This is a genomic window from Moraxella sp. CTOTU47616 (genome assembly GCF_032017465.1).
GTDB classification, from domain to species: Bacteria; Pseudomonadota; Gammaproteobacteria; order Pseudomonadales; family Moraxellaceae; genus Faucicola; species Faucicola tetraodonis.
This window is the reverse complement of sequence record NZ_DALZPU010000012.1, coordinates 1-24059: the sequence shown is the minus strand read 5'-3', so window position 1 is coordinate 24059 and position 24059 is coordinate 1. Positions and strand designations below refer to the sequence as shown.

General features: G+C 45.0%; 18 protein-coding genes and 2 tRNA genes. 9 read left to right on the top strand and 11 right to left on the bottom strand.

Annotated elements, in window-relative coordinates; translation table 11 throughout:
- Positions 1–58: 58 nt before the first annotated feature.
- Complete coding sequence (locus RTS10_RS10740) at positions 59–1744, bottom strand: aminotransferase class I/II-fold pyridoxal phosphate-dependent enzyme (RefSeq protein WP_312540289.1); 1686 nt, start codon at positions 1742–1744, stop codon at positions 59–61.
- Between the two features lie 188 nt (positions 1745–1932).
- On the opposite strand from RTS10_RS10740, the gene RTS10_RS10735 reads away from it, so the two are divergent.
- The 3 genes from RTS10_RS10735 to RTS10_RS10725 all read left to right on the top strand — a co-directional run bounded on the left by RTS10_RS10735 (position 1933) and on the right by RTS10_RS10725 (position 2876).
- Positions 1933–2424: a glutathione peroxidase gene (locus RTS10_RS10735; RefSeq protein ID WP_312540288.1), complete on the top strand. Its 492-nt coding sequence runs from the start codon at positions 1933–1935 to the stop codon at positions 2422–2424.
- A 263-nt stretch (positions 2425–2687) separates the two neighbouring features.
- A tRNA-Val gene (locus tag RTS10_RS10730) sits at positions 2688–2763 on the top strand.
- Positions 2764–2799: 36 nt separating this feature from the next.
- A tRNA-Asp gene (locus tag RTS10_RS10725) sits at positions 2800–2876 on the top strand.
- Positions 2877–3394: 518 nt separating this feature from the next.
- On the opposite strand, the gene RTS10_RS10720 is transcribed toward RTS10_RS10725, so the two are convergent.
- From RTS10_RS10720 to astB, 6 genes are all read right to left on the bottom strand, one after another.
- A complete protein-coding gene (locus RTS10_RS10720) occupies positions 3395–8317 on the bottom strand; it encodes an NAD-glutamate dehydrogenase (RefSeq protein WP_312540287.1) in 4923 nt (1640 codons plus the stop codon).
- A gap of 25 nt (positions 8318–8342) precedes the next feature.
- Positions 8343–9230, bottom strand: coding sequence for a universal stress protein (locus tag RTS10_RS10715; RefSeq protein WP_312540286.1), 888 nt, complete (start codon positions 9228–9230; stop codon positions 8343–8345).
- Positions 9227–10162: an amino acid permease gene (locus RTS10_RS10710; RefSeq protein ID WP_312540285.1), complete on the bottom strand. Its 936-nt coding sequence runs from the start codon at positions 10160–10162 to the stop codon at positions 9227–9229. The genes RTS10_RS10715 and RTS10_RS10710 overlap by 4 nt, the downstream gene beginning before the upstream one ends.
- A complete protein-coding gene (locus RTS10_RS10705) occupies positions 10120–10686 on the bottom strand; it encodes an APC family permease (RefSeq protein ID WP_257619556.1) in 567 nt (188 codons plus the stop codon). The genes RTS10_RS10710 and RTS10_RS10705 overlap by 43 nt, the downstream gene beginning before the upstream one ends.
- Positions 10687–10796: 110 nt before the next feature.
- On the bottom strand, positions 10797–11783 hold the full coding sequence (astE, locus tag RTS10_RS10700) for a succinylglutamate desuccinylase (protein WP_219330841.1): 987 nt from the start codon (positions 11781–11783) through the stop codon (positions 10797–10799).
- A gap of 34 nt (positions 11784–11817) precedes the next feature.
- The gene (gene astB / locus RTS10_RS10695; protein ID WP_219330842.1) at positions 11818–13164 is read right to left on the bottom strand and encodes an N-succinylarginine dihydrolase; all 1347 of its coding nucleotides are present in this window, start codon (positions 13162–13164) and stop codon (positions 11818–11820) included.
- An 87-nt stretch (positions 13165–13251) separates the two neighbouring features.
- Between astB and RTS10_RS10690 the strand changes: the two genes are divergently transcribed.
- Positions 13252–14316 (top strand): IS701 family transposase, encoded by a 1065-nt coding sequence (locus RTS10_RS10690; protein ID WP_472795300.1) that lies wholly within the window; start codon positions 13252–13254, stop codon positions 14314–14316.
- Between the two features lie 48 nt (positions 14317–14364).
- Here the strand turns inward: RTS10_RS10690 and astD are convergent, their stop codons facing one another.
- The 3 genes from astD to RTS10_RS10675 form a co-directional block, all read right to left on the bottom strand.
- On the bottom strand, positions 14365–15879 hold the full coding sequence (gene astD / locus RTS10_RS10685) for a succinylglutamate-semialdehyde dehydrogenase (protein ID WP_409455605.1): 1515 nt from the start codon (positions 15877–15879) through the stop codon (positions 14365–14367).
- Between the two features lie 149 nt (positions 15880–16028).
- Positions 16029–17066, bottom strand: a complete 1038-nt coding sequence (astA, locus tag RTS10_RS10680) for an arginine N-succinyltransferase (protein WP_312540283.1) — start codon at positions 17064–17066, stop codon at positions 16029–16031.
- Positions 17067–17083: 17 nt separating this feature from the next.
- Positions 17084–18319, bottom strand: a complete 1236-nt coding sequence (locus RTS10_RS10675) for a bifunctional succinylornithine transaminase/acetylornithine transaminase (RefSeq protein WP_312385954.1) — start codon at positions 18317–18319, stop codon at positions 17084–17086.
- Between the two features lie 198 nt (positions 18320–18517).
- On the opposite strand from RTS10_RS10675, the gene RTS10_RS10670 reads away from it, so the two are divergent.
- The 5 genes from RTS10_RS10670 to cobA all read left to right on the top strand — a co-directional run bounded on the left by RTS10_RS10670 (position 18518) and on the right by cobA (position 23485).
- Positions 18518–18940, top strand: a complete 423-nt coding sequence (locus RTS10_RS10670) for an Lrp/AsnC family transcriptional regulator (RefSeq protein ID WP_312540282.1) — start codon at positions 18518–18520, stop codon at positions 18938–18940.
- Between the two features lie 562 nt (positions 18941–19502).
- Positions 19503–21131 carry a BCCT family transporter gene (locus RTS10_RS10665; RefSeq protein WP_312385953.1) on the top strand — a complete coding sequence of 543 codons (1629 nt, stop codon included), beginning with the start codon at positions 19503–19505 and terminating at the stop codon, positions 21129–21131.
- Positions 21132–21338: 207 nt separating this feature from the next.
- A complete protein-coding gene (gene moaB / locus RTS10_RS10660; protein ID WP_312385952.1) occupies positions 21339–21872 on the top strand; it encodes a molybdenum cofactor biosynthesis protein B in 534 nt (177 codons plus the stop codon).
- 69 nt (positions 21873–21941) lie between these two features.
- A complete protein-coding gene (gene mobA, locus RTS10_RS10655; protein WP_312540281.1) occupies positions 21942–22472 on the top strand; it encodes a molybdenum cofactor guanylyltransferase in 531 nt (176 codons plus the stop codon).
- 146 nt (positions 22473–22618) lie between these two features.
- The gene (gene cobA / locus RTS10_RS10650; RefSeq protein WP_312540280.1) at positions 22619–23485 is read left to right on the top strand and encodes a uroporphyrinogen-III C-methyltransferase; all 867 of its coding nucleotides are present in this window, start codon (positions 22619–22621) and stop codon (positions 23483–23485) included.
- 64 nt (positions 23486–23549) lie between these two features.
- Here the strand turns inward: cobA and nirD are convergent, their stop codons facing one another.
- Positions 23550–23870: a nitrite reductase small subunit NirD gene (gene nirD / locus RTS10_RS10645; RefSeq protein WP_224053449.1), complete on the bottom strand. Its 321-nt coding sequence runs from the start codon at positions 23868–23870 to the stop codon at positions 23550–23552.
- Positions 23871–24059 lie beyond the last annotated feature (189 nt).

Here is a 24059-nt window from a genome sequence, read left to right as displayed (position 1 = left end):
ATTAATTGCTCACAATAAAAAACCCCGAATCGTCGGGGTTTTTTGTTTCAATGAAACATTAATCAGTGCCATATTCTTGGCGTTTTGTGGCAAAAAAGCGCTCAAGTCGATCCATCGCTTCATGCAAATCTGATGCATTGGGCAAAAATACCACGCGAAAATGGTCAGGTGCATGCCAGTTAAAGCCCGTACCTTGTACCATCAAGACTTTTTCTTGCAGTAATAATTCCATCATAAACTGCATATCATCTTCGATTGGATAAATCTCACGGTCAATTTTTGGGAAACAATAAAACGCCCCTTGTGGCATGGTACATGAGATACCTTTAATGGCGTTTAGGCGCTCGATAGCGATGTTGCGCTGCTGATACAGGCGACCGGTTGGTGCAGTCAAGGCTTGCATACTTTGATAGCCACCCATCGCCGTTTGAATCGCGTATTGTGAAGGGACATTGGCGCACAGCCGCATCGATGATAGCATGGTTAACCCTTCAATAAAATCAGCCGCATGGTGTTTTTTACCCGATAACATCATCCAGCCTGAGCGAAAACCTGCGATACGGTGCGACTTTGACAACCCATTGTACGAGATAACCAAGCAGTTTTTGGCAAGGGTGCACATCGGTACATGCACGGCATCATCATACAGCACGCGGTCATAAATCTCATCCGCCATCAGTACAAGCCCGTGTTTTTCTGCCAGTGCCACGATTTTTTTTAAATTTTCGGTAGAATAAAGCGCGCCTGTTGGGTTGTTTGGGTTGATGACCACAATGCCTTTGGTGCGTTCATTGATTTTGCTTTCGATATCGGCAATATCTGGCTGCCAGTTGTCTGCTTCATTACACAGATAATGAACCGCTTTACCCCCTGCCAAATTCGTCGCCGCTGTCCAAAGCGGGTAGTCAGGCATAGGAATCAGCACTTCATCGCCATCATCCAGTAACGCTTGCATGGTCATCACAATCAGTTCAGAGACACCATTGCCCAGATACACATCAGCAACGTCTACCGCTTCTAACAATCCTTTGGCTTGGTAATACTGCAAAATCGCTTTACGCGCGGCAAAAATCCCTTGAGAGTCTGAATAGCCAATCGCATTGGGCAAATTCATCGCCACATCTGATAAAATCTCTTGCGGCGCTTCAAACCCAAATGGGGCAGGGTTGCCGACATTAAGTTTGATGATTTTATGACCTTGTGTCTCCATGCGGTTGGCAGTTTGTAGCAAAGGACCGCGAATGTCATAGCACACGTTTTGCAGTTTGTTGGATTTGTTCAAAGTTTTCATGGTAGATACATCACTACTAGGTTTGGGATTAGGTTTGGGGTTGGGTTTGGGATTAGGTTTAGAATGGTTGGGTTGAAAATTGGTAGTAGCAGGCATCGTCGGTTGAGTGGTTTGATCCTGCCACGGGTTCGCTTGATTGGCATCGCTTGATGCTTGTGCTACAGTAGTGTCATTGAGTATATGCGGTGCTAACGCTTGGGTGTTGACGTTATGACTTTCCACACCAGTACCCGATAGCAAATAGCTTTCGCTGCAGCCTAACAGACTGGCAAGCACAGGCAGTTTATTGGACACGATGCCATTGGAGCCGCGCTCCCAATTAGAAATCGCGGCACGGCTAACTTTAGCACCAGCTTGGGTCATTAAATCGGCAAGTTCAGCAGTGGTCAAGCCTTTGCTTTTACGCAGCTGCGTCAAGCGTTGTCCAGCCGATAGTTTAGCGTCAGTGTGCATAGCGGGGGAATTCCATTTGAATATCAATGAATTTTATCAATGGTTTGTCAGAAATACTGACAAAACTACAGTATAAATATCGGCGGATAACTGCCAATAGATAAACTACGCTTGTCAGCATAATAATGCAAGAAAAACTTACAATTTTTTAACTAACAACTTTTTAACTAACAATAAGGAGATTTACTATGGAAGATTTTTACCAATTGTCCGCGACCGATATTCGGGGTCAGCTATTTGATTTTGACACCCTTAGAGGTAAAGTCGTATTGATTGTGAATACCGCAAGCAAATGCGGCTTTACCCCACAGTTTGAGGGCTTAGAGAAGCTATACCAAGCTTACAAAGACCAAGGATTGGTGGTGTTGGGGTTTCCTTGCAACCAATTTGGTCAGCAAGATCCCGGCAATGAAGCGCAAATTAGTGAGTTTTGCCAAATCAATTATGGCGTGACCTTTCCGATGATGGCGAAAGTTGACGTCAATGGTAAAGACACCCATCCTGTGTATCAGTTTTTAAAATCACAGCCACAGGGCAAAGGTATGTTGGGCGACGCCATTAAATGGAACTTTACCAAGTTTTTAGTTGACCCACACGGCAGAGTCGTAGATCGTTTTGCACCGACCAAAGCCCCTCAAGACCTTGAAGCGGATATCAAAGCACTACTGGCGCAGAAGTGAGAAAAGGCGTGATAGAAAAAAATAAAAAGGATTTAATTGGGGGAATTAAATCCTTTGGGTGACAAGCGATAGAGACATTGTTATTATTGTTATCTTATTATTCTTATTGTTAGCTATGACCTTGCTGGCCATGTAGGTATGATAGGGTTTTTATGTGACAGCCACATGACATGCTCAGCAAAATTTTTAAAAAATTTTAATATTTGCCAAAAAAAATCGTTGACAGCAAAAATAAATTCTCTATAATACCCACCACAGACGATGGGTCGTTAGCTCAGTTGGTAGAGCGTCTGCCTTACACGCAGAATGTCGGCGGTTCGAATCCGTCACGACCCACCAATTTGACAAGTTTGGGTCGTCGTCATCAGCTACCGTGCAGTGGTAGTTCAGTTGGTTAGAATACCGGCCTGTCACGCCGGGGGTCGCGGGTTCGAGTCCCGTCCGCTGCGCCACTTATTTTAGTGGATTTAAAAACGAAATTTTTAAAGTTTTATGCCTCAAATCTCCCCTGATTTGAGGTTTTTTTTGGCTTAAATTTTTTACTAAGTTATTGATTTTAAAAAATATATTGTTTTATGAATTTTTATTTTGATGTGATTGGGAAAATTGATTTTGATTGTTAAGTTGAAAAGATACCTATTTTTAATATTTAAGTAAAACTAACGTGAGCGAGCGCTTGTGACCAAAAATTTTGGCTTACGGCTTGCGACCTTGCAAGTCGTAGCATGTCAGGATGCAATGTTATCTTACTTGAACTTAGCAATTTTAAGATAACGCACACTCACGTATGCCCAATGTCGAGACTAAATTCTCATAGAATTAACATAGAACTAGGTTGATACATTTGAGCACTAGCAAAAAAGCCTAAAAAAACTGATAAAACCGAAGAATGTATATACAGCTAATTCTCAGTATGCCAGTTTTTTAAGGCTCTTGTTTTATGCCTCTTTAGTGTTGAGAGATTACAAGTTTAGTCAATAATGCCTTCTTTTAACTGACTGACCAACACTGACAAAATGGCGAAGGTAATGGGTAAATCGCCTTCTTTGGCTTGTACCAATTCTGCCAAGGTATCGCCACGTTGGCTAGCAAACGCCTCAATCGCTGAAAGTGGGTCAGGCTGTGCTAAAAACTGACTGACATAACGGCGAAACGTGGTCATGATATCTTCACGCAGGGCATGAGCGGCGCGGCGTTCCCAGTAGCTAGTCTGTGGTAAGGATTCAACTTGCATCAATAGCCAATCTATATGCAGTAGCTCATATGCCTTAAAGTAAACTTTCGTGACTTGCTCGACATCTTGGCTATTTTTCTTGGCAAACCATACCGCATCCAGCACCTGTGGTGAGACAGGCAAGGTTGCAGAATGCGACTGCAATAACGAGATATCGCTGTATTGGGCGGTGAGTTTATCGAGATAATCCCTAAAGTAACTGGTACGAGGCTGATTGTCAAAGGTTTGACGGGTCAAGCTTGCCATGCCATCGGACAACTGGGTCGATACCGCAGTCACATCAAAGTCTTCCCCAAACTGCTGAATCAGCCAGTACATACTTTGGGTCAAGTCCTGACGTAAGCATAACTCAAGGGTTAGCTGGTGCTGTGAGTCGATTTGATTGTCTAGGGCTTCAAACAACTGCCAATACTGCGAAATATCAAACACATCTCGCATCACGCTATAGGATTTGACCACACTAGAAATCGATACACCTAACTCATCGACCATGCGATAGATATCTTCGATACCTAAGCGATTGACCAAGCTGTTAGTCAAATAAGTGCTGATAATCTCTCGGTGTAATGGATTTTGCTGCATTTGCTCAAAGTATCGCTCAGACAACACCGTGGGGAAATATTTTCGCATTTCTTGAATAAAGTAACCATCATCAGGGACATCGGATTCTAACAGATGGTCATACACCCACATTTTGCCATACGCCAACAACACTGACAGCTCAGGATTGGTTAAGCCTTGTCCCGCTTTTTGACGGCGAGCGATTTCCTCATCGCTTGGCAAAAATTCAATCGCTCTATCTAAGCGCTCTTCGCTTTCAAGATACTGCATGAATTTTTGTTGTAAGCTAAGATTGGCGGTTGCCTGCATGGCGGATAGTTCGATGGCTTGCGGCTGAAGATAGTTTTGACGCAACACCAGCTTTGCGACATCATCGGTCATACTGGCAAGCAGTTCGTTGCGTTGTTTGACGGTCATGTCGCCTTGTGCCACGATACCATCGAGTAAGATTTTAATGTTTACTTCGTGGTCAGAGCAGTTAACCCCTGCCGAGTTGTCGATGGCATCGGTGTAGAGTCGTCCGCCTGCTTGAGCAAACTCAATGCGCCCACGTTGGGTCATGCCCAAATTACCGCCTTCACCAATCACTTTGGCTTGCAGTTCATGCCCATCAATCCGCACCGCATCGTTGGCACGGTCGCCAACATCGGCGTGGCTTTCTTGGGTGCTTTTGACATACGTGCCGATACCACCATTCCAAATCAAATCAACAGGTGATTTTAGTAAGGCATGAATTAATTCATCAGGAGTAAGGCTGTGGGCTTCGATGGTAAATGCTTGTTTCATAGCAGAACTAATGGCGATTGCTTTGTCTTGACGAGAGAACACACCACCGCCTTGGCTAATCAAGGCTTTGTTGTAATCGTCCCATGTTGAGCGGGGCAAATTAAACAGACGTTCACGCTCGCTTAAGGCTGCCGCCACGTCAGGGGTTGGGTCGATAAAAATATGCAAGTGGTTAAAGGCTGCCAACAACTTGATATTGGGCGATAGCAACATCCCATTGCCAAACACATCGCCACCCATATCGCCAATACCGACCACGGTGAATTGATGACTAGGATTGTTTGGGTTTTGGATGTCTTTGCCCATTATTCGGAAGTGACGTTTTACCGATTCCCACGCCCCTCTTGCTGTGATACCCATCGCCTTATGGTCGTAACCGACTGAACCACCCGATGCAAAGGCATCCCCTAGCCAAAAGCCGTATTCAGCCGATAAAGCATTGGCAATATCGGAGAACGTCGCTGTACCTTTATCAGCCGCAACGACCAAATATGGGTCGTCACCATCATGACGCAGGGTATTGGCAGGCGGTACGACATGACCATCAACCAAGTTATCGGTGATATCAAGCAGCCCTCGAATAAATGTCTGATAACAACGCACACCTTCTGCCATATAGGTTTCTCGTCCGTCTTTCATCCACTTGGTTTTGACGATAAAAGCACCCTTTGAACCCACCGGCACAATCACGGCATTTTTTACCATTTGGGCTTTGACCAACCCCAACACTTCGGTGCGGAAATCTTCCATGCGATCTGACCAACGCAGTCCACCCCGAGCTACTTTACCACCTCGCAAGTGCACGGCTTCAACTTTTGGCGAATACACAAAAATCTCAAACATCGGCTTGGGTTTTGGTAAATTTGGAATGTCTTTGGCAGAGAATTTAAACGACAAGCGGTCTTTACGCTCGCCTTGTTCGTCACGCTGATAATAGTTGGTACGAAGTAAAGCATGCAGTAAATCAAGTATCCAACGCAAAATACGGTCTTCATCGAGCGTCTGCACGGATTTAAGCGTGTCTTGAATGGTTGCTTCAATATTTTCCACGGTTAAAGTAGGGTCAGACATCACTTCACTTGCTAATACCGCGTCTTGCGGACGCATTTTGGCATGAAACAGTTGTACAAAGCTGACACACAATTGTGGGTATTTAATCAAGGTTTGCTTGATATAAGGCAATGAAAATGGGGCTTTTGCCTGTAACATATAATGGCTCAAGGCTCGCAGAATCACCACTTCATAAGCATCGAGTGGGGTCGTCAAAATCAGTTGGTTTAGGCTGTCATTTTCGATAGCGCCTTGCCAAATCAAGCCAAGCCCTTCTTCAACCTGTTTTGCCACTACTCCCATATCAATATTGGCGGCATCGGCGCTGTGTTTCAGTTGCAAGACATACGCCTGCATCCACAAGTCCAAATTTTCTAATTCATAACTTTGAGAACTGATGACATTTAGGCCAAAGTTTTCCAAAATTGGCAAAATGTGTGACAAGGTGGCAGGTTGCGATTTGCCATACACTTTGAGGTGCAGGTTTTGGGCAGGCTCGTTGGTCTTTTGATACAGATACCAGCGCATCGGTAGGGCTTGCTGGGTAGCGATGCTATCGAGTCGTTTGAGGTCTTGTAAAGCGACACGGGGCGTGTAATCTTCTTGATACGCCAAAGGAATACTTCTTAGATAGTTATCCGCCAGCTGCGTGCCTTGAGCCTCGCCCAGTTCATCGGCAAACACTTGTCTTGCTTCATCTTCCCATCCTTGCATGGACTTGTTGAGTTGCTCCTCAAGGTTCGGTAGTAGGGTATCTATGTCGATGTGATTGAGATTTTCTGGCTGGGTGCGAACGTGTACGTGCAGACGTACATGATGCAACTCATCAAAATCGACCTTAAACTGTGACGACTCACCGCCAAAGGCATCAAGCAAAATTTGTTGAATTGCCCTACGCAGTTGGGTGTTAAATTTATCCCGTGGCACAAAAATAAGGCACGACACGAAGCGCTGATAATGGTCAATACGGGCAAACAACCGCAGACGGTGTTTGTTGTGTAAATTGGCGATACCCATCACCATCGGATACAGGGCTTCGCTACTGGCTTGAAACAGGTCATCGCGCGGCAAAGTGTTCAAAATATGCTGAAACTTGTGATAAGCGTGCCCATTGGTCGGCAAATGAGCCATTGCAAGCACACTGGCGACTTTTTGACGAAGCATGGGGATTTGGGTGACGCTTAATTGATAGGCGTTGGCGGTAAGCAAGCCAACAAAACGGTGTTCACCAATCACTTTGCGGTTGTCATCAAATTGCTGAATCCCCAAAAAATCCATGTACGCAGGGCGATGCACAGGCGATAAATGACGAGATTTTGACAATAACAATACTTGCGGTTCATTCACCAACGCTCGCAACGTTTTTGGCAATTGGTTAAAACTCTCAGACGGTTTTTCATGATCTAGGTTTTGGGTGCTAGCGGCTTGCATATCAGAGGTTTTATTATCATGGTCATCGCCAAGTAGCCCAAGCCCTGTTTGGGTTTGTTGATAAATTTCGATGCCATCGGCTTCATCTCGATAATGGTATTCTCGATACCCCAAAAAGATAAAATTATTGTCTAAAATCCAATCCAAAAACGCTTGAATTTCGGGAATTTCGGCTTGTTGTTGGGCAGGTAGCTGGCTAGTTGCCAGTTGTTGTTTGACATCAATCAGTTTTTGTCGCATGGCTTGCCAATCATTGACCACCTTATCAAGCACTTTGATTTTATCCAAAATCGCCGTCTGGATCTCAGCAAGTCTGTCGGCTGACTGCTGAGAAATTTCACAATAAATCAATGAGATAAACTTGGTGTCGCTACTTTGACTGACGCTGACATCTATCACTTGCTGCGTGTCGTCACGGCTGACTGCCATGATGGTGTGATGCAAACGATGTACGGTGATATTCATCGACTCTAAGCTCATCAGCAAGGTATCGACCAAAAACGGACGATCAGATGCCACAATCTGAATAACGCTGTGCGCTGAGTGAAAGTGTTGGCTTTCATAATCGGGGGTAAACACTGCCACTTGCGGGGTTCCCAAGCGATGGCGTTGTAATAGGCTAAAATGGTTTAATGCAATCCCTGCCAAGGTTTCGCTAGTCAAGGGCTTGTCCGCTCCTTGCCCAAAGTGTTGCTGACTGTTTTGGTAATAATTATCCACAAATTTGTCGAGTACTGGACTGTCACTCACATACTTGTGGGTAAATTGCTTGATGTCGTCCATGTCGAGCGCGGCAAGGGTTGCGGTAGTGACATTTTTTTTAGTATTCATGGTGATTTCTTCTTGTTTATTTCAGTTATTTATCGAGTCGAGGTAAAACCAATCTAGGCACAAAAGCATAGCGCACGATTTTGTCAAAATCGTGACTGGTGAATAAATGTTTGAGTTTTTCAGGTTTGTTAAAGCCAATCAGCAGTATTTCATTGGGTGACCACGTCACCGAGCGAATAGATTTTTTCCAATTATCACCACCGCCAATCTCTAGGCTAATTGGCACCTCGCTTTCCCAATGTTCGGTAGCGTGGTCAAAACCTGCTTGAAGCTGGTCACGCCACTCGTTGATGATAATATTCTCTGCATCAAACCCTGCTGCCGTAGGCGTAATATCCGTGTCTCGTACCCCAAAAGTGACAAACCGCAGCTTCACATCAAACATTGCCGCCCATTCTGCGGCAGTTTCTGCCAGTTCGTAAGATTTTTTTGAGCCAGATACTGCACAGCTTAAACGGGTGATTTTCTCACTAAATCCATGATTTTTATGAAATCCTTTTGGGGCAAGTGCTAAAGGTATCGTCGCATGATTGAGCAAATATTGCGTCACTTTACCTAAGATAAATTCGCCATTGAGTGCCATTTTGTCACTGCCGATGACAATGATATCGGCGTACATATCCTTGGCGGTCTGCAGCAAACCTTGAGCGGGGGATTCAGCGCAACGAATCACATACTGTGCATCAATGTGGCTAGGTACTTCAAGTTTGACTTTGTCCAATGACTTTTTGGCTTCTTCATGCAAAAACTGGTGATATTCTTCATCGACTTTGGAGGATTTTTTGGCTTTGGCAGGTTTGGGCAAAATTTGACATATCACGAGCTCGCTTTTTAGCATTTCTGCCAATACTATGCCAAGTTTTAACGCATCTTTGCCAACTGCGTTATCCAAATAACCGACTAACAGTTTCATACTCGACTCCCTGAGTGTTTTTCTAATGCTGAATTTTTTGAGGCCACAAAAAAGTAGTAACAGCCCGCTATGACTACCCACATCCCTGCAATCACATACACAATGATAGCTAAGCTTGAAATCAAATACAAACACGCCAAAATGCTTAATATCGGTAGTACAGGAAACAGCGGTACTTTAAAGCCACGAAGGGCATTGGGCATGCGATAGCGTAGCAAAATCACCCCAATCGACACCACGGTAAAGGCAATCAGTGTGCCCATACTGGTCAAATCCCACAGTACGTCAGCAGGGATAAAACCGGCAATCAATGATACAATGATCGCCACAATCAAGGTGTTGGCATTGGGCGTCAGAGTGCGTTGATTGACACGGTGAAAAATCTTGGGCGCAAGTCCATCTCGAGACATGGCAAACAAAATCCGAGTTTGACCGTACAGCACTACCAACGTAATCGAAAACACCGACACCACGGCCCCTGCTGCCAGCACGATGGCGGGCCATTTTGAGCCTGTAATGTTTTGCAAAATCACCGCCAAGCCCGCTTCTTGTCCTTCAAACAAGCCTTGAGCCTGAGCGCCTAGGGCAGTCAACGCCACCAAAATATAGAAAGTAATCACCACAAACAAAGCGGCAATAATCGCCAATGGCAGGTTACGGCGCGGATTTTCGACCTCTTCGCCAGCGGTAGACACCGCATCTAGCCCGATAAAGGTAAAAAAGATAGACCCTGCTGCCGCCCCAATCCCTGCCATGCCATGTGGGGCAAACGGTGTGAGATTGCCTGCATTAAAGGCACTGCTTGCAATGGCGATAAATAGCACCAACACCGCAAGCTTGACCACTACCATGATGGCATTGACCTTGGCAGACTCCGCCACCCCACGCATCAACAGTACACAGCACAAAAACACCAAAACCGACGCAGGCAAATTGATACCCCCATCACCGCCAAAATACAGGCGATACCGTCCGCCTGTAGGGGTGCAGACAGCATCCAACTCGGCAAATGCACACCAAACACATTGACAATCAAGTTATTTAAATACTCACTCCAGCCAATCGCCACCGCCGCCGCTGATACGCCGTATTCCAAAATCAAACAGGCTGCCACCAAAAACGCCACCCCCTCACCAAGCGTAGCATAGGCATAGGAATACGACGAGCCAGAGGCAGGAATCATCGAGCTAAGTTCAGCATAACACAGTGCGGTCAAACCTGCGGTAATCCCCGCAATGATAAAAGAAATCAACACGGCAGGGCCTGCTACAGGAACCTGTTGACTTAATACAAAGAAAATACCCGTGCCAATCGTTGCTCCCACCCCAAACATGGTAAGCTGAAACAACGAAATCGAGCGTTTAAGATGTTTGCCTTCTTGGCGGGTTTCCTCCACCAATTGGTCGATGGGTTTTTGGCGCAATAAGCGGTGGGTTAAACTTGGCGTCCGTTCCATAAGTTATCCTGTAAAAACAATATCCCTGAGTCCTACCTTAAAAACTGGCTTTGACAAATGAATACATGAGTTGAAATGGGTAAATAGTTTTTCCTAGTAAAAGTGAGTAGCTAAACAGCCATTCGCTCTTTTAATACCAAACCCGCGCGCAGTCCTTTTGCAACATTGGGATTGGGAAACAAAATATAAGCCGTGCCATCGTGCATTACGTAGGTCTGACCGCCATCAGTGGCAAGCGGTGTGCCTGCTTCAAAGGCGGTAAAATTAGGGGCAGTCGGCTCGACATATAGTACAAATTCATCGCTTTGCTTGATGATAGAATCGCTGACATCAAACACCCGTATCGCAGCTGTTTGTCGAGTGGGTAATGTCTGACCGCTGATGATCGCTCGGAGCACACGGTCGATAGAAGCAAACTGCCGCAAATCATTTTGCCCAAACGGCTTGGCTTTACCCAGCTCTAGCGTGGCACTAAACGCTTGGTGCGCTGAGCAACTAAACTGGGTGAACGTACCACCTTTGGTATTGTGATACACCAAGGCATCAAGTTCTGCTGCCGCTAGGCTGCTGAGCAAAAAATCATCCACCGCGGTTGCTGGATAGGGAAATAACGCAAATGTGGGCAACAGCGATGAGCGAATCGCGGTGTGCAAGTCATAATGATAACGAGGAAGGCGCTTATCCACCGTAGCAAAAAACTGGCCAACCCATTGCTCAAGTAATTTTGCCCGCAGGGCTTCTTGAGAGGTGAGCGAGGTTTTGTTTGGTTGATACGACTGATAAAACAAGCGGTTCATGTCAAACCCGATAAAACGCTTGTTTTGGCGAATGGCTTCAGGATTGCCCAAAATCAACAGCAATCGGCTATTGACCGTCAACTCACCTGCAAATATATCTTGATAAATCTGCTCTAACATCTCAATTGGGGCAGTTTCGTTGCCATGAATCCCTGCCGAAATCACCACCGATTTGTCATAAGTAGCAGGGGTAATACTCACCACACCTTCACCCAGCCATTGCCAAGTGATATTGTGGATTTTCCCGGCTTTGGTGGTGGGGCGTGTTCGGCTTAACACGTCTTGCAAAAAACTTGGCATAACAAGCTATCCTTTGATAAAACCTTGGTCAATTTTATTGCTGAAAATGATACACCGAGCCTAACTGCAAAATCTGGGTCAATTCATCCAACGCCTCATAACTCTCTTGTACTAACGCAGGGTCGCCGATATCCGCTTGGCTTAACGAATCACGGTAATGGCTATCCACCCATTGATTTAGACGCTCAAACAATCGATCATTCATCAACACGTGTGGATTGACCGCCTGTAGCTCGGTGTCGTTGAGGGCGACCCGCAGCCGCAAGCACGCAGGACCACCACCGTTTCGCATACTTTCTCGTAAATCAAACACTTTGATATCATCAATCGGCGTACCCATAGCAATCATGTCGTTTAAATACGCCCATACCGCTGGGTGCTGACGAGATTCTTCAGGCACGACAATAGTCATGCCACCATCAGGGCGGGTCAAAAGCTGACTGTTAAACAGATAAGTTGCCACGGCATCGCTTATTGTTACTCGATTGATAGGCACTTCAATGGCAATCAATTCTTGCTCAATGCCTGCCATCTTACGGCGAATCTCATCTAGCGCTTGGGCTTGATTGACAAAAGCGGCTTCATGGCAAAATAATACTTGCTGATTGCTCACTGCAATCACATCATTGTGAAACACGCCTTGGTCGATGGCATCGGGGTTTTGCTGGATAAAAGCGACTCGCTGTGCATCTAGCCCATGCAAGCGGGCGATGGCTTGACTGGCTTCGAGCGACTGACGGGCAGGATAGCGTTTGGGTGCAATGTCACCGCCTAAAAACTGCTGACCATATACGAAGACTTGTACCGCAGGGTCAGCATAGTTTGCCCCCAAGCGATTGTGATTGGCGGCGCCTTCATCGCCAAACATTGCCACAAGCGGCAGGGCAGGATGATGGACAAAGTGATTGGGGTTGTTAAACATCGCTGCGAGCACTTTGCTTGTAGTGTCATGTTCAATGGAGCGATGAAATTTGTTATTGAGATTGGCGGCGGTAAAATGCACCCGCCCATCGTAACTGTCGGCTGACGGTGAAACCGTTGCTGCATTGGCGACCCACATCGAAGACGCTGAGGTCAAGTTAGACAGCAAACTAGGCGAGACTGTCATCGCTTGACGAATCACATTGGCGTCATCGCCTCTAAAGCCCAGTTGGCGTAGACTTGGCAAGTGAGGACGAGCTTGCGGGGCAATCACGCCTTGTTTTAGCCCCATATCTGCTAAGGCTTTCATCTTGATTAAGCCTTGTTTGGCGGCAAGTTTTGGGTTCGCGACATGGTTACGGTTGCTGGTTGAAGCTTCATTGCCAAACGACAACCCTGCGTAATGGTGTGTCGGCCCCACTAAGCCATCAAAATTGACCTCATATCCTGTTTTTGACATCCCTATATCCCTATGATTAACTGAAGTTACGCAGCCCTTTAAAAAAGCGCTATCATAACAAAAAAAGCAGTCAGCGAGAGTAAATAAATGAACAAAGACATGATAGAACTCTACAGCGACTACCTCATCGCAAGTTTTGGGCAAACCACCGCCACAGGACTTGCCAATCTACTACAAGGGAGCATCTACCATGACAGCATCACCCGCTTTCTAAACAGTGAAACACTCACCGCCAAAGAACAATGGCAACTGATTAAACCCATGCTAAGACAGCATGAAAATGCCACACCCAATGCCATCGGCTATCTCATCTTTGATGACACCATACAGCCCAAACCACACACAAGCGTCGACGACATCAACTGCTGGCACTACGACCACACCCAAAACAAAAATGTTAAAGGCATTAACCTGCTTAACTGTCTGTATCATCGCAAAGATATCGACATACCCTTAAGCTTTGACATCATCACCAAACCCAATGTCTTTACCGATGACAAAGGCAAGGTTAAACGTAAAAGTGATAAAACCAAAAATCAGCGACTGCTTGATATGTTTGATAGCGCAATCAAAAACCAAGTCAAATTCGACTATGTATTAGCCGATTCTTGGTTTTCAGCCAAAGCGACATTCAAACATATTCGTAAAGCTAACAAGCATTTCATCTTTGCGTTAAAGTCAAATCGCTTAGTGACTTTAACCCCTGATGATAGAGAAAAAGGTAACTTTGTACGTATTGATGAATCTAATCTACCCGATAATACCCCTGTTCACGGCTTTTTAAATGACTATCATGATGAAGTCTTGTTATTACGCCGAGTCTTTACAAACAAGGACGATAGTATAGGGGTGTTATATCTGGTATGCTCAGATTTGCAATGCGACAAGGATAAATTTATCAACGGCTATCAAAAACGATGGCAGGTTGAAGTGTATCATAAGTCGTTAAAGCAAAATGCCAATTTGGGTAAGTCGCCTGCTCATAGCCAAAGGGCTCGGTTTAATCATATGTTTTTAGCTATGTATGCGGTGTTTAAGCTTGAGTGTTTGAAAATCAAAACCAAGTTAAATCATTTCGCTTTGCGTACAAAGTTACTAATTTCTGCTAATCAGTCGGCTTTTGCCCAGCTTAAGGCTATTAGCGGTGCGTAACTTCAGTGATTAATTTAAAAAAATTCGCTTCGATAATATTTTGATAACTTACAACACAACCCCTGGCGATAATTTCTCAGGCAAAGTCAATTGTTCACTCTCAAGCGACGCCATCGGCCACGCACAGTAATCAGCCGCATAAAACGCGCTGGCACGATGGTTACCCGATGCGCCAACCCCGCCAAACGGTGCGGCACTCGATGCCCCTGTCAAAGGCTTGTTCCAATTGACAATCCCCGCGCGGGCTTCCATCAATAAACGCTCAAACAAGTCACGCTTTGGCGATACCAAACCTACCGACAACCCAAACCGCGTGTCATTGGCAAGACGCAACGCCGCATCAAAATCGTTGTAGCGATAAATGCACAACAAGGGTCCAAAGTATTCTTCATCAGGGATGTCTTTGACATCGGTCACATCCAAAATCGCAGGTGATAATAGACTGCTGTTGTCTTTAACAGACCGCATGATTAACCGCGGTTTTGCCCCCAACTCAATGAGTTTTTGTTGGGCAGCTAGCATATCGTTGGCAGCTTTTAGCGAAATCACGCCGCCCATAAATGGCTGGGGCTTAGCGTCCCATTCGCCAATTACCAGTTTTTTACTGGCATCAACCAAGCGTTCAATAAACGCATCTCCCGCTTTGCCATTTTTGACCAGTAAACGACGGGCACAGGTGCAACGCTGTCCTGCCGAGACAAACGCCGATTGAATGGTTAAATTCACTGCCGCATCTAGGCTGTCTGGCTCACTGTCATCCAAGTCATCAATAATCAAGGCGTTATTGCCACCCATTTCAAGGGCAAGGATTTTGTCAGGACGACCTGCCAACTGCTGATGTAATTGATAGCCTGTGTTGGCACTGCCTGTAAACAGCAAACCATCGATGTGCTTGGATTGTGCCAATGCCACGCCTGTGTCACGTCCGCCTTGCACCAGATTGATAACGCCATTGGGCAGACCTGCTTGTTGCCAAAGCTTGACGGTTGCTTCGGCAGTCCATGGGGTCAACTCACTGGGCTTAAACACAATCGTGTTGCCTGCAATCAAGGCAGGGACGATATGACCATTGGGCAAATGTCCTGGAAAATTATAAGGACCAAACACCGCCAGTACCCCGTGCGGGCGATGGCGTAAGGATGCCACGCCATCTGCCATTTTGGTTTCGCTCGCGCCCGTGCGCTCGTGATAAGCACGAATCGAAATCGCCACTTTACCTATCATCGATTGTACTTCGGTGAGGGTTTCCCATCGGGGTTTGCTGGTCTCTTGGCTGATGATTTCGGCAAGGGCAGTCTTGTTGTCTTCTAGCAATTTGGCAAAGCGTTCGATAATCGCAATTCGCTCGCTAATCGGCTTTTTTGCCCAACTGAGGAACGCTTGACGCGCCGCTTGACACGCCGCTTCAACATCCTCCGCCGTCGCTGCGTTGCCTTGCCAAATCACCGCTTGGCTCACCGGGTTGGTTGTTTGCCACACGTCACCGTGAGCTGTGACCCATTCACCATTAATAAGTAGCGTCGCCTGCAGGCTGTTTGGGCGTTTGTTGTCAACGGTTGTCATCTTATCTTCCTTAAATGATTGATTGCCATTTTTTACAAAAACATAGCTTTTATAAAACTATAAATAGTTGGGTAAAATGCTTTATCGGTCACGCGGTGCTGTTAGGCTGATGTTAATTAACCTAATGTTAATCGACTTTTATAAACCCATTAACGCGTAGGATTGAGCGGTAACACTCGCACATTCTGACCGTCTGTGAGATGAAGCTGTTTGGCTTGTTCTGTGGTCAACGATAGGGCGCCGTTAAGCTCGCTCGGTAATTCAAGCAAGCACGCTCGGTAGTCCAAATAATTATCATTGCCACACAAATATGGCTGAGTATCAGACGGGTTATCAGCGGTTGAATCGCTAATAGTGACGGTCACAAGCTGACTGTCATGCACCGCTCGAAGATTGCAAATTTCGGCTTCTAAGGTCGGACCTGCATCAAAAATATCGACATAATTTTGATACTTTAATCCTTCGCTTTCTAGGACTTTACTAGCAGGCAAAGTTTTTGGGTGGGTTTTGCCAATGACGGCTTGGGCTTCAGCGGTCAGCAAGTCCACATAAATGGGGAAGCGGGGCATCAGCTCAGCGATAAAGGCTTTTTTGCCAATGCCTGTAAGATAATCAGCTTCGGCAAAATCGATATCAAAAAAATGACTACCCACCGCATCCCAAAACGGTGAACGCCCGTTTTCATCTGAATAGCCGCGCATTTCAGCAATCAATTTTTCTTCAAAATACTGCGAAAAGGCAGCGATAAACAAAAAGCGGATTTTTGACAATAATTTGCCGTTGTGGTTTTGGCGGTAGTCTTCGTCCAAAAACAAGGTACAAAGCTCGCTACTGCCCGTCAAATCATTGCCCAAAATCAAAGTTTTCATGATGTTATGGGTGTCAAGACTTTGTGAAGAGTGCACCTGTTTGCCGACGTGGTAGGTATAAAACGAATCACCCAACCCAATCGCCACCTCAATCCCGCTAAGTCCCACGACTTTTTGGCTGTCGGTGTCTTCAAGCACAAACAAATAGCCTTGCTCACACTTTTTGGCGTCGCCTTTGAGGGTTTTTTCGATGCGTTTAAGACGGCTTAATAACACTTCTTTGTTGGCAGGCAGGGTCGTCATACCAATACCCGATTTTTCTGCCAACACAAAAATATCATCCAAGTCATTGACGCTTGCGTGTCGAACGATAAACATAGCGGTCACCTATCGACTTAATTGGCTTGATTGGCATTGGGTTGATTGGCGACAAAGCGAGCAATCGCACGCGCTAAACGGTTTAAGCCCTCGTCAATTTCGTCATCGCTAATAATCAGCGAGGGGGCAAAGCGAACGACATTTAAACCCGCTACCAAGACCAACACGCCTTCTTCACTAGCAAGGGTAACGATGTCTTTGGCTTTGCCTGCATAGGCAGGTTTTAGTACCGCCCCCAGTAACAACCCTTGACCTCGCACGGTCTCAAAAATAGGATAGGTTTGGTTGATGGCGTGTAGTCTATCAATGATGCGCTGTGAGCGAGTCTTGACCCCTGATAACACCTCAGGCGTATTGATAAACTCAAACACCGCGCCTGCAACCGCGCTGGCAAGTGGATTGCCGCCATAGGTCGTGCCATGGTCGCCAACCGCAAATTGACTGGCAAATTCATCCGTCGTAAGCATCGCCCCAATCGGGAAACCGCCACCCAGCGCTTTGGCGGTGGTCAAGATATCGGGCACAACCCCTGTATTCATATAAGCATACAGCGCCCCTGTACGCCCCACGCCAGTTTGGACTTCATCAAAAATCAGCAGCGCCCCTTTGTCATCACACAATTGACGTAAGCCTTGTAAAAACTCAGCATCCGCAGGCAACACACCGCCTTCACCTTGAATTGGCTCAACAATCACTGCACACGTTTGCTCATCAATCACTGCTTTTGCCGCCGCTAAATCATTGAACGGCACGTGAATAATACCGCCAGGTAGTGGGGCAAAGTCTTTTGAATATTTTGGTTGACCACCTGCTGCCACAGTAAACAGCGTACGACCGTGGAATGAATTGTCAAACGCCACGATGTTGCTTTTACCCTTGGCAAGCCCGATTTTACGCGCCAGTTTGAGTGCCGCTTCGTTGGCTTCTGCCCCTGAATTGGCAAAAAATACTTTGTCGGCAAAAGTATGATCAACCAACTGTTTCGCCAGTTTTAATACAGGCTCATTGGTATAACCGTTGCCGATATGCCACAATTTTTGACCTTGTTCTATCAAGGCTTTCACCGCCACAGGGTGAGCATGACCTAGAGCGTTCACGGCAATACCGCCAGCAAAGTCAATATAGTCTTTGCCATCTTGTGCCCACAGTTTTGCCCCGTCGCCTTTAACCAAAATAAACGAAGCAGGGGCGAAAACAGGGACCATGTATTGATCAAAATCTTGGCGGGTTGGTGGGTTCGATTGCGTGGTCATACGATTTCCTTATCAAAAAAATGGTAGAAATAACTATGTATAAAAGGTGTTAAACACTAAGTATTCATTGGCAAATTGCTGAATATAAAAATATTCAAAGCTTGTTAATTAGTATAGACAATCAAATTGCCAATAAAAAAGTTACAAAGTGACTATAATTAATTCATAATGAGCAAATTGCTAATAGGAAAAGTCAAAATGAATGATAATGACGAAAAGATTCTGGGTTTATTACGAGACAACGCCCGCTTGTCGATTAGCGCGATTGCTGACGTACTAAAGCTGTCTCGTACTACGGTGCAGAAGCGTATTGAATACATGGAGAAAAAAGGTATCATCACAGGCTATACCATTCGAATGAAGCCGACTGCCGAAAAAAATTTGATTCGAGCGTGGATGAGTATTCAGGTGGAAGGTAATAAGGCAAGTTTGGTGATTCAACAGCTGCGTCTTAATCCCGCGGTTCATGAGCTGCACACAACCAATGGTAAATGGGATTTATTAGTAGAGCTCACGGCAGATACGTTACAAAATTTTGATAAAGTATTAGAACAAATTCGCAAAATTTCAGGCATTTATAATACCGAAACGAGCATTTTATTGACAACTTATAAAGTCTGATGTTGTGAGTCGATGATGGTGTAACTAGAAATGGCGTAGCTAAAAATTGAGTGTTTATGTACAAAGTGTCTATGTAAAAAATAGGTAAAAAATGGGTGTTATCTCGCTTTGGTTTTCGGTGAGATAGGTAACATGGTCGGGGGCTTACCATCTATCTATGTTATTATCTATGCTATTTGTTATGACCAAAAAATCCACTAACGCCTTAACGCGTTTTACCTTTAAGTCCGTCATTTAAGCCCATCATTGAAATCATCCTGATTATCCAATGGAGTAGCAATCCAGACGAGGCGTCAGTTAACCAAATTAAAGTAGATAAACCGATGATGTATGTTGAATCAACCCCTGCGTAATGATATTGGGTTATTAAATAAAATTAATTAATCCTATTTTCTCGGCTCTACTGAAATGTTACAGTATGTTAAGATATATATTCTTCATAATCAGAAACTTAGTTTTGTTTTTGTAATATATAAGCCCTGTTAAATCTTGCTGTAATTTGAATTATTGTAAATAATTTGTTAAGGTTGCTTTCCAGTTAATCTAATGAAAAGATATCTTTATGAGTTCTGTGAAAGTCGAAAAATTCGGCCCTTTTCCTCGGGTTAATCGCCCTGTTTTTATTGCATCCGCATTGCTGATTGTCGGATTTATTATTTTTGGTTCGTTATTTGGTGAGTTGGCAGGTGAGGTTTTTAACCAACTGCAGTCTTTTATTACCCACCGTTTTCGTTGGCTTTTTATCATTTTAATGAATGTCGCGGTGGTGTTTAGCCTATATATTGCCTTGAGTCGTTATGGCGATATTCGGCTTGGCCATCAGACAGAGCATCCTGAGTATAGCTTACTGTCATGGTTTGGGATGCTGTTTAGTGCGGGGATTGGGATTGGTCTGTTGTATTGGGGGACGGCAGAGCCGTTATATCATTTTATGTCGCCTCCGATGGGGCAAGCCGAAACCGTAGAAGCGGCTAAACAAGCGATGAGTATTTCGTTTTTGCATTGGGGGATTCATGCGTGGGCGTTGTATTGTGTCGTGGCATTGTCATTGGCGTATTTTCATTATCGCCGTGGCTTGCCGTTGTCGATTCGCTCGGTACTGTACCCATTGATTGGTCAAAAAATCTATGGCAAATGGGGGCATGTGGTCGATACCCTTGCGGTGTTTGGCACGATGTTTGGGGTGGTGACATCCTTGGGGCTGGGTGCGATGCAAATCAACACAGGCTTTAGCAATGTGTTTGGTATTCCCAATAATATTCCGGTACAGCTTTGTTTGATTGCAATTATTACCGCGATGGCAACGTTATCAGTGATGATGGGACTGGATAAAGGGATTAAACGCTTAAGCGATATCAATATTGTACTGACTGTGTTGCTGCTTGGTTTTATGTTATTGTTTGGTCCGACCCAGTTTATCATCGATAGTTTTATTGAAAATATCGGCAATTATGTCAGTCAACTTATTCCACTAGGATTTTGGAGTGAGGCGTATAGCAATACGGATTGGCAGGCAAATTGGACGATTTTTTATTGGGCATGGTGGGTGAGTTGGTCGCCATTTGTGGGAATTTTTGTGGCGCGCATTTCTCGGGGTCGTACTATCAGAGAGTTTATTTTTGGGGTGTTATTTATCCCGATGCTGTTGTTGTTCTTTTGGTTTACCACTTTTGGCGGCAGCGCGGTACATATGGAATTGATGGGCAATTATGGGCTGATAGAAGCAGTCAAAGCCGATTATGGTAGTGCGATTTTTAAACTGATTGAATATTATCCTTTAACCAAGCCTGTGACGCTGGTGATTGTGGTGATGATTATGTTGTGGTTTGTCACTTCGTCAGATTCGGCAAGCCTTGTGATTGATATGCTCACCGCAGGCGGCGATACCAATCCGCCAAAAATCCAGCGGTTATTTTGGGCATTGAGCCAAGGAGTGATTGCTGCGGTGTTATTGGTGGCAGGGGGGTTATCTGCGTTGCAAGCGGTCGCGATTATTGCAGGCTTTCCGTTTGCCATCGTGGTGTTTGTGATGATGTATTGTTTATGGCGAGGGCTGACACGTGATAGATTGACCTTGTACCGTAATCAACAATGGTATATCACGGCAGAGTCTGCTGAGCATAATTCAGCGAATGAGTTTATCGATGAGCATTTATTGCTGGGTCCGCCCGTGGTAGTTAAAGATGAGTAATATTGTTTTTGTTGATTAACATAAATGCACGGGTGCAAGCGTCGCAAAGCTGATGCCTGTCTACGCAGTCAACCACTGGGCGTTAATTGACAGAGTGACAGCCTAGACATGCGTTACAAAGAAAAACGCTATAACAAACGCCTAATCTATGGCAATATTTGATATGCCCATAAAATTGTATGCCCATCAAATAATGAGGAAACCCCAATGAGCAAGCCTGAAAAACCTTTTATTGCGCTTAATATCGCAATCTTAACTGTATCAGACACCCGAAGTTTAGAAGAAGATACCTCTGGTCAATACCTAGCCGATAGCCTTGTCGAATCAGGGCATACTCTGGCGGAGCGAGCCATACGCACCGATGATATTTATCAAATCCGTGCGATCGTGAGTCAATGGATTGCCGACCCTGCGATTCACGCTATCATTACCACGGGCGGGACAGGTTTTTATATCCGTGACCAAATCCCTGAAGCCCTAAGCCCGCTGTTTGATAAAGAAGTACAAGGGTTTGGTGAGATGTTCCGCGCGTTATCTCGTGATGAAATCGGCATGTCAACTTTGCAATCTCGCGCCCTAGCAGGCATGGCGAATAATACGGTGATTTTTTGTTTACCTGGCTCCTCGGGTGCCTGTCGCACAGGCTGGAAAGGCATCATCAAAGAACAGCTCGACAACCGTACCCGTCCATGTAACTTTGTGCCCCATCTGATGCGTGAAAATCCAAAACATGACCATTAAATTGGCAGGAGTGGTGATTTTGGCGGGGGTGAATCATCTCGGATTGGTTCACCCAAGGCGCTATTAAGCTTGCCAAATGGCGAGACTTTGCTTGATTTTCATATTCGTCATGCCAAATGCTTAAATGTCCCTGTGATGATGGCGGATAATGGTAAGCGCTTATGCCATGATATAACCGTCAAAATCATTGATGATTATCTCCCTAATCAACAAAATGGCAAAGGGGGAGGGGCTTTATCAGCCATGGCAAGTGCCATGAATCAAGTCATGTCTCCTTACCATTATTTACTGGTGATAAGCTGTGATAGTTTGGTTCATGCCCATCAAGTTTTTGATAAGTTGCGTTATGCAGTAACCGATAATGAGGCGGTGATTTATTTAAAGGCTGAAAAGGATTATCCATTGTTGGGTTTGTATCGTACGGATTTATTAATAAAATTAAACGATTATTTGGATAAGGGTCAGCGCGCAGTGATGAAGTTTTTGGCGGATAAAAAAATACAAACCGCTGCATTGCCGAATGAATGGATAACTTTAGCAAATTTTAATACCAAAAATGAATTTGATTTGGCGTTGAACTCACTCAATGACATAGGATAAATAGGTCAAATTTTGGGAAATTATTCACATTAACAGGATATAAAATAATTTCATCAGTTAAGGGTAGGATTAAGGGTATGAGTTAAAATTTAGGCATGGTAATTGCATTTTTAAATTACCTTGTTTGATTATGTTGGAAAACTGCTATGCCTTCAATCAGTAGCCCTGTGAGTGTTGAATTTTTTCCCCATGACACCGTGAAAGAAAATCGTTTTGACCTTCCTATAACCACCAAACATGCAAAACCTGTACAAAATCAGGGCAAAGTGTATCTGGTTGGTGCAGGTACAGGCGACCCTGAACTCTTGACCATCAAAGCTTATAAAACCATCTTGCAAGCGGATGTGATTTGTTATGACAATCTGGTGAGTGATGAGATTTTGGCACTTAACACAACGGCAGAAAAAATCTATGTGGGTAAAAAATGCCACAAGCACAGCATGTCCCAGCAAGACATCAATGGCTTATTGGTTACCCTAGCGCAACAAGGCAAAACTATTGTACGCTTAAAGTCGGGTGACCCGTTTATCTTTGGGCGTGGCGGTGAAGAAATGCAAACCGTGATTGGTGCAGGGGTGGCGTGTGAATCGATTGCTGGCATTACCACCGCGCTAGCAGTCGCCAATAGCATCAATATTCCGCTCACCCATCGCGACTATGCGCAATCCGTCAAATTTGTGACAGGATTCTTGAAGGCCGACACGCCAAATGAGCAATATGCAGAGCTGCTTGCCGATAATCAAACGGTGATTTTTTATATGGGGTTAAATACCTTGCCATCGCTGACACAAGGCTTGTTGCAAGCAGGTAAATCAGCCGATACTCCATTTGCCATTATTTCCAATGTCAGCCGAGAGAATGAACAGGTATTAATCGGGACACTTGATACCATTCAAACGCTACAAAATATTGCCAAACTGCCTTCCCCTGCAGTGATGATCATGGGCGAAGTCGTATCACTATATAATGAGTTAAATGCCAGTCGGCAATATTATCAACAATTAGTGGTGTAGTTTGATTGGGGTAAAGATAAAGGGGCATGATTTCTATACCCCTTTATATATTGTCGGCATTTAGTTAAATAAACACCACGCCATGATTGACCTTAACTGGATACGATCTTAACGAAACTCGCTCATCATCAAGACACTTACCTGTTGCCAAGTCAAAACGTTGTTTATACATAGGTGACGCGACATATCGTACCTTTTGTCCATCAATTTCACAGCTACCGAGTAGTCCCCTGGAAATGACATTAGCCTTGCTAAATGGGTCAAAGTTATGCATGGCATATACTTCGTCATGATGGGTCCGAAAGATAGCCACTTGCTCACCGTTTACCAGCGCACACACGCCTGTCTCGGGGATGATATCGTCAATTTTACAGATTTCATTCATAGTAATTTTCCATTGTTTTGATTGAAAATGGCAGGCTAAATTAGCGCCATTTTGCTATGGTTAACCATTAAGCAAGCTCGATGTCCGCTTGGGCGGCAATAGCGTTGTAAGCTAATCCTTGCTTTTCCTCAGCCGTTGCAGGGCGAATTTGGCTCCGCTCTTCGACAAACACCACGTTGTCATCGACTT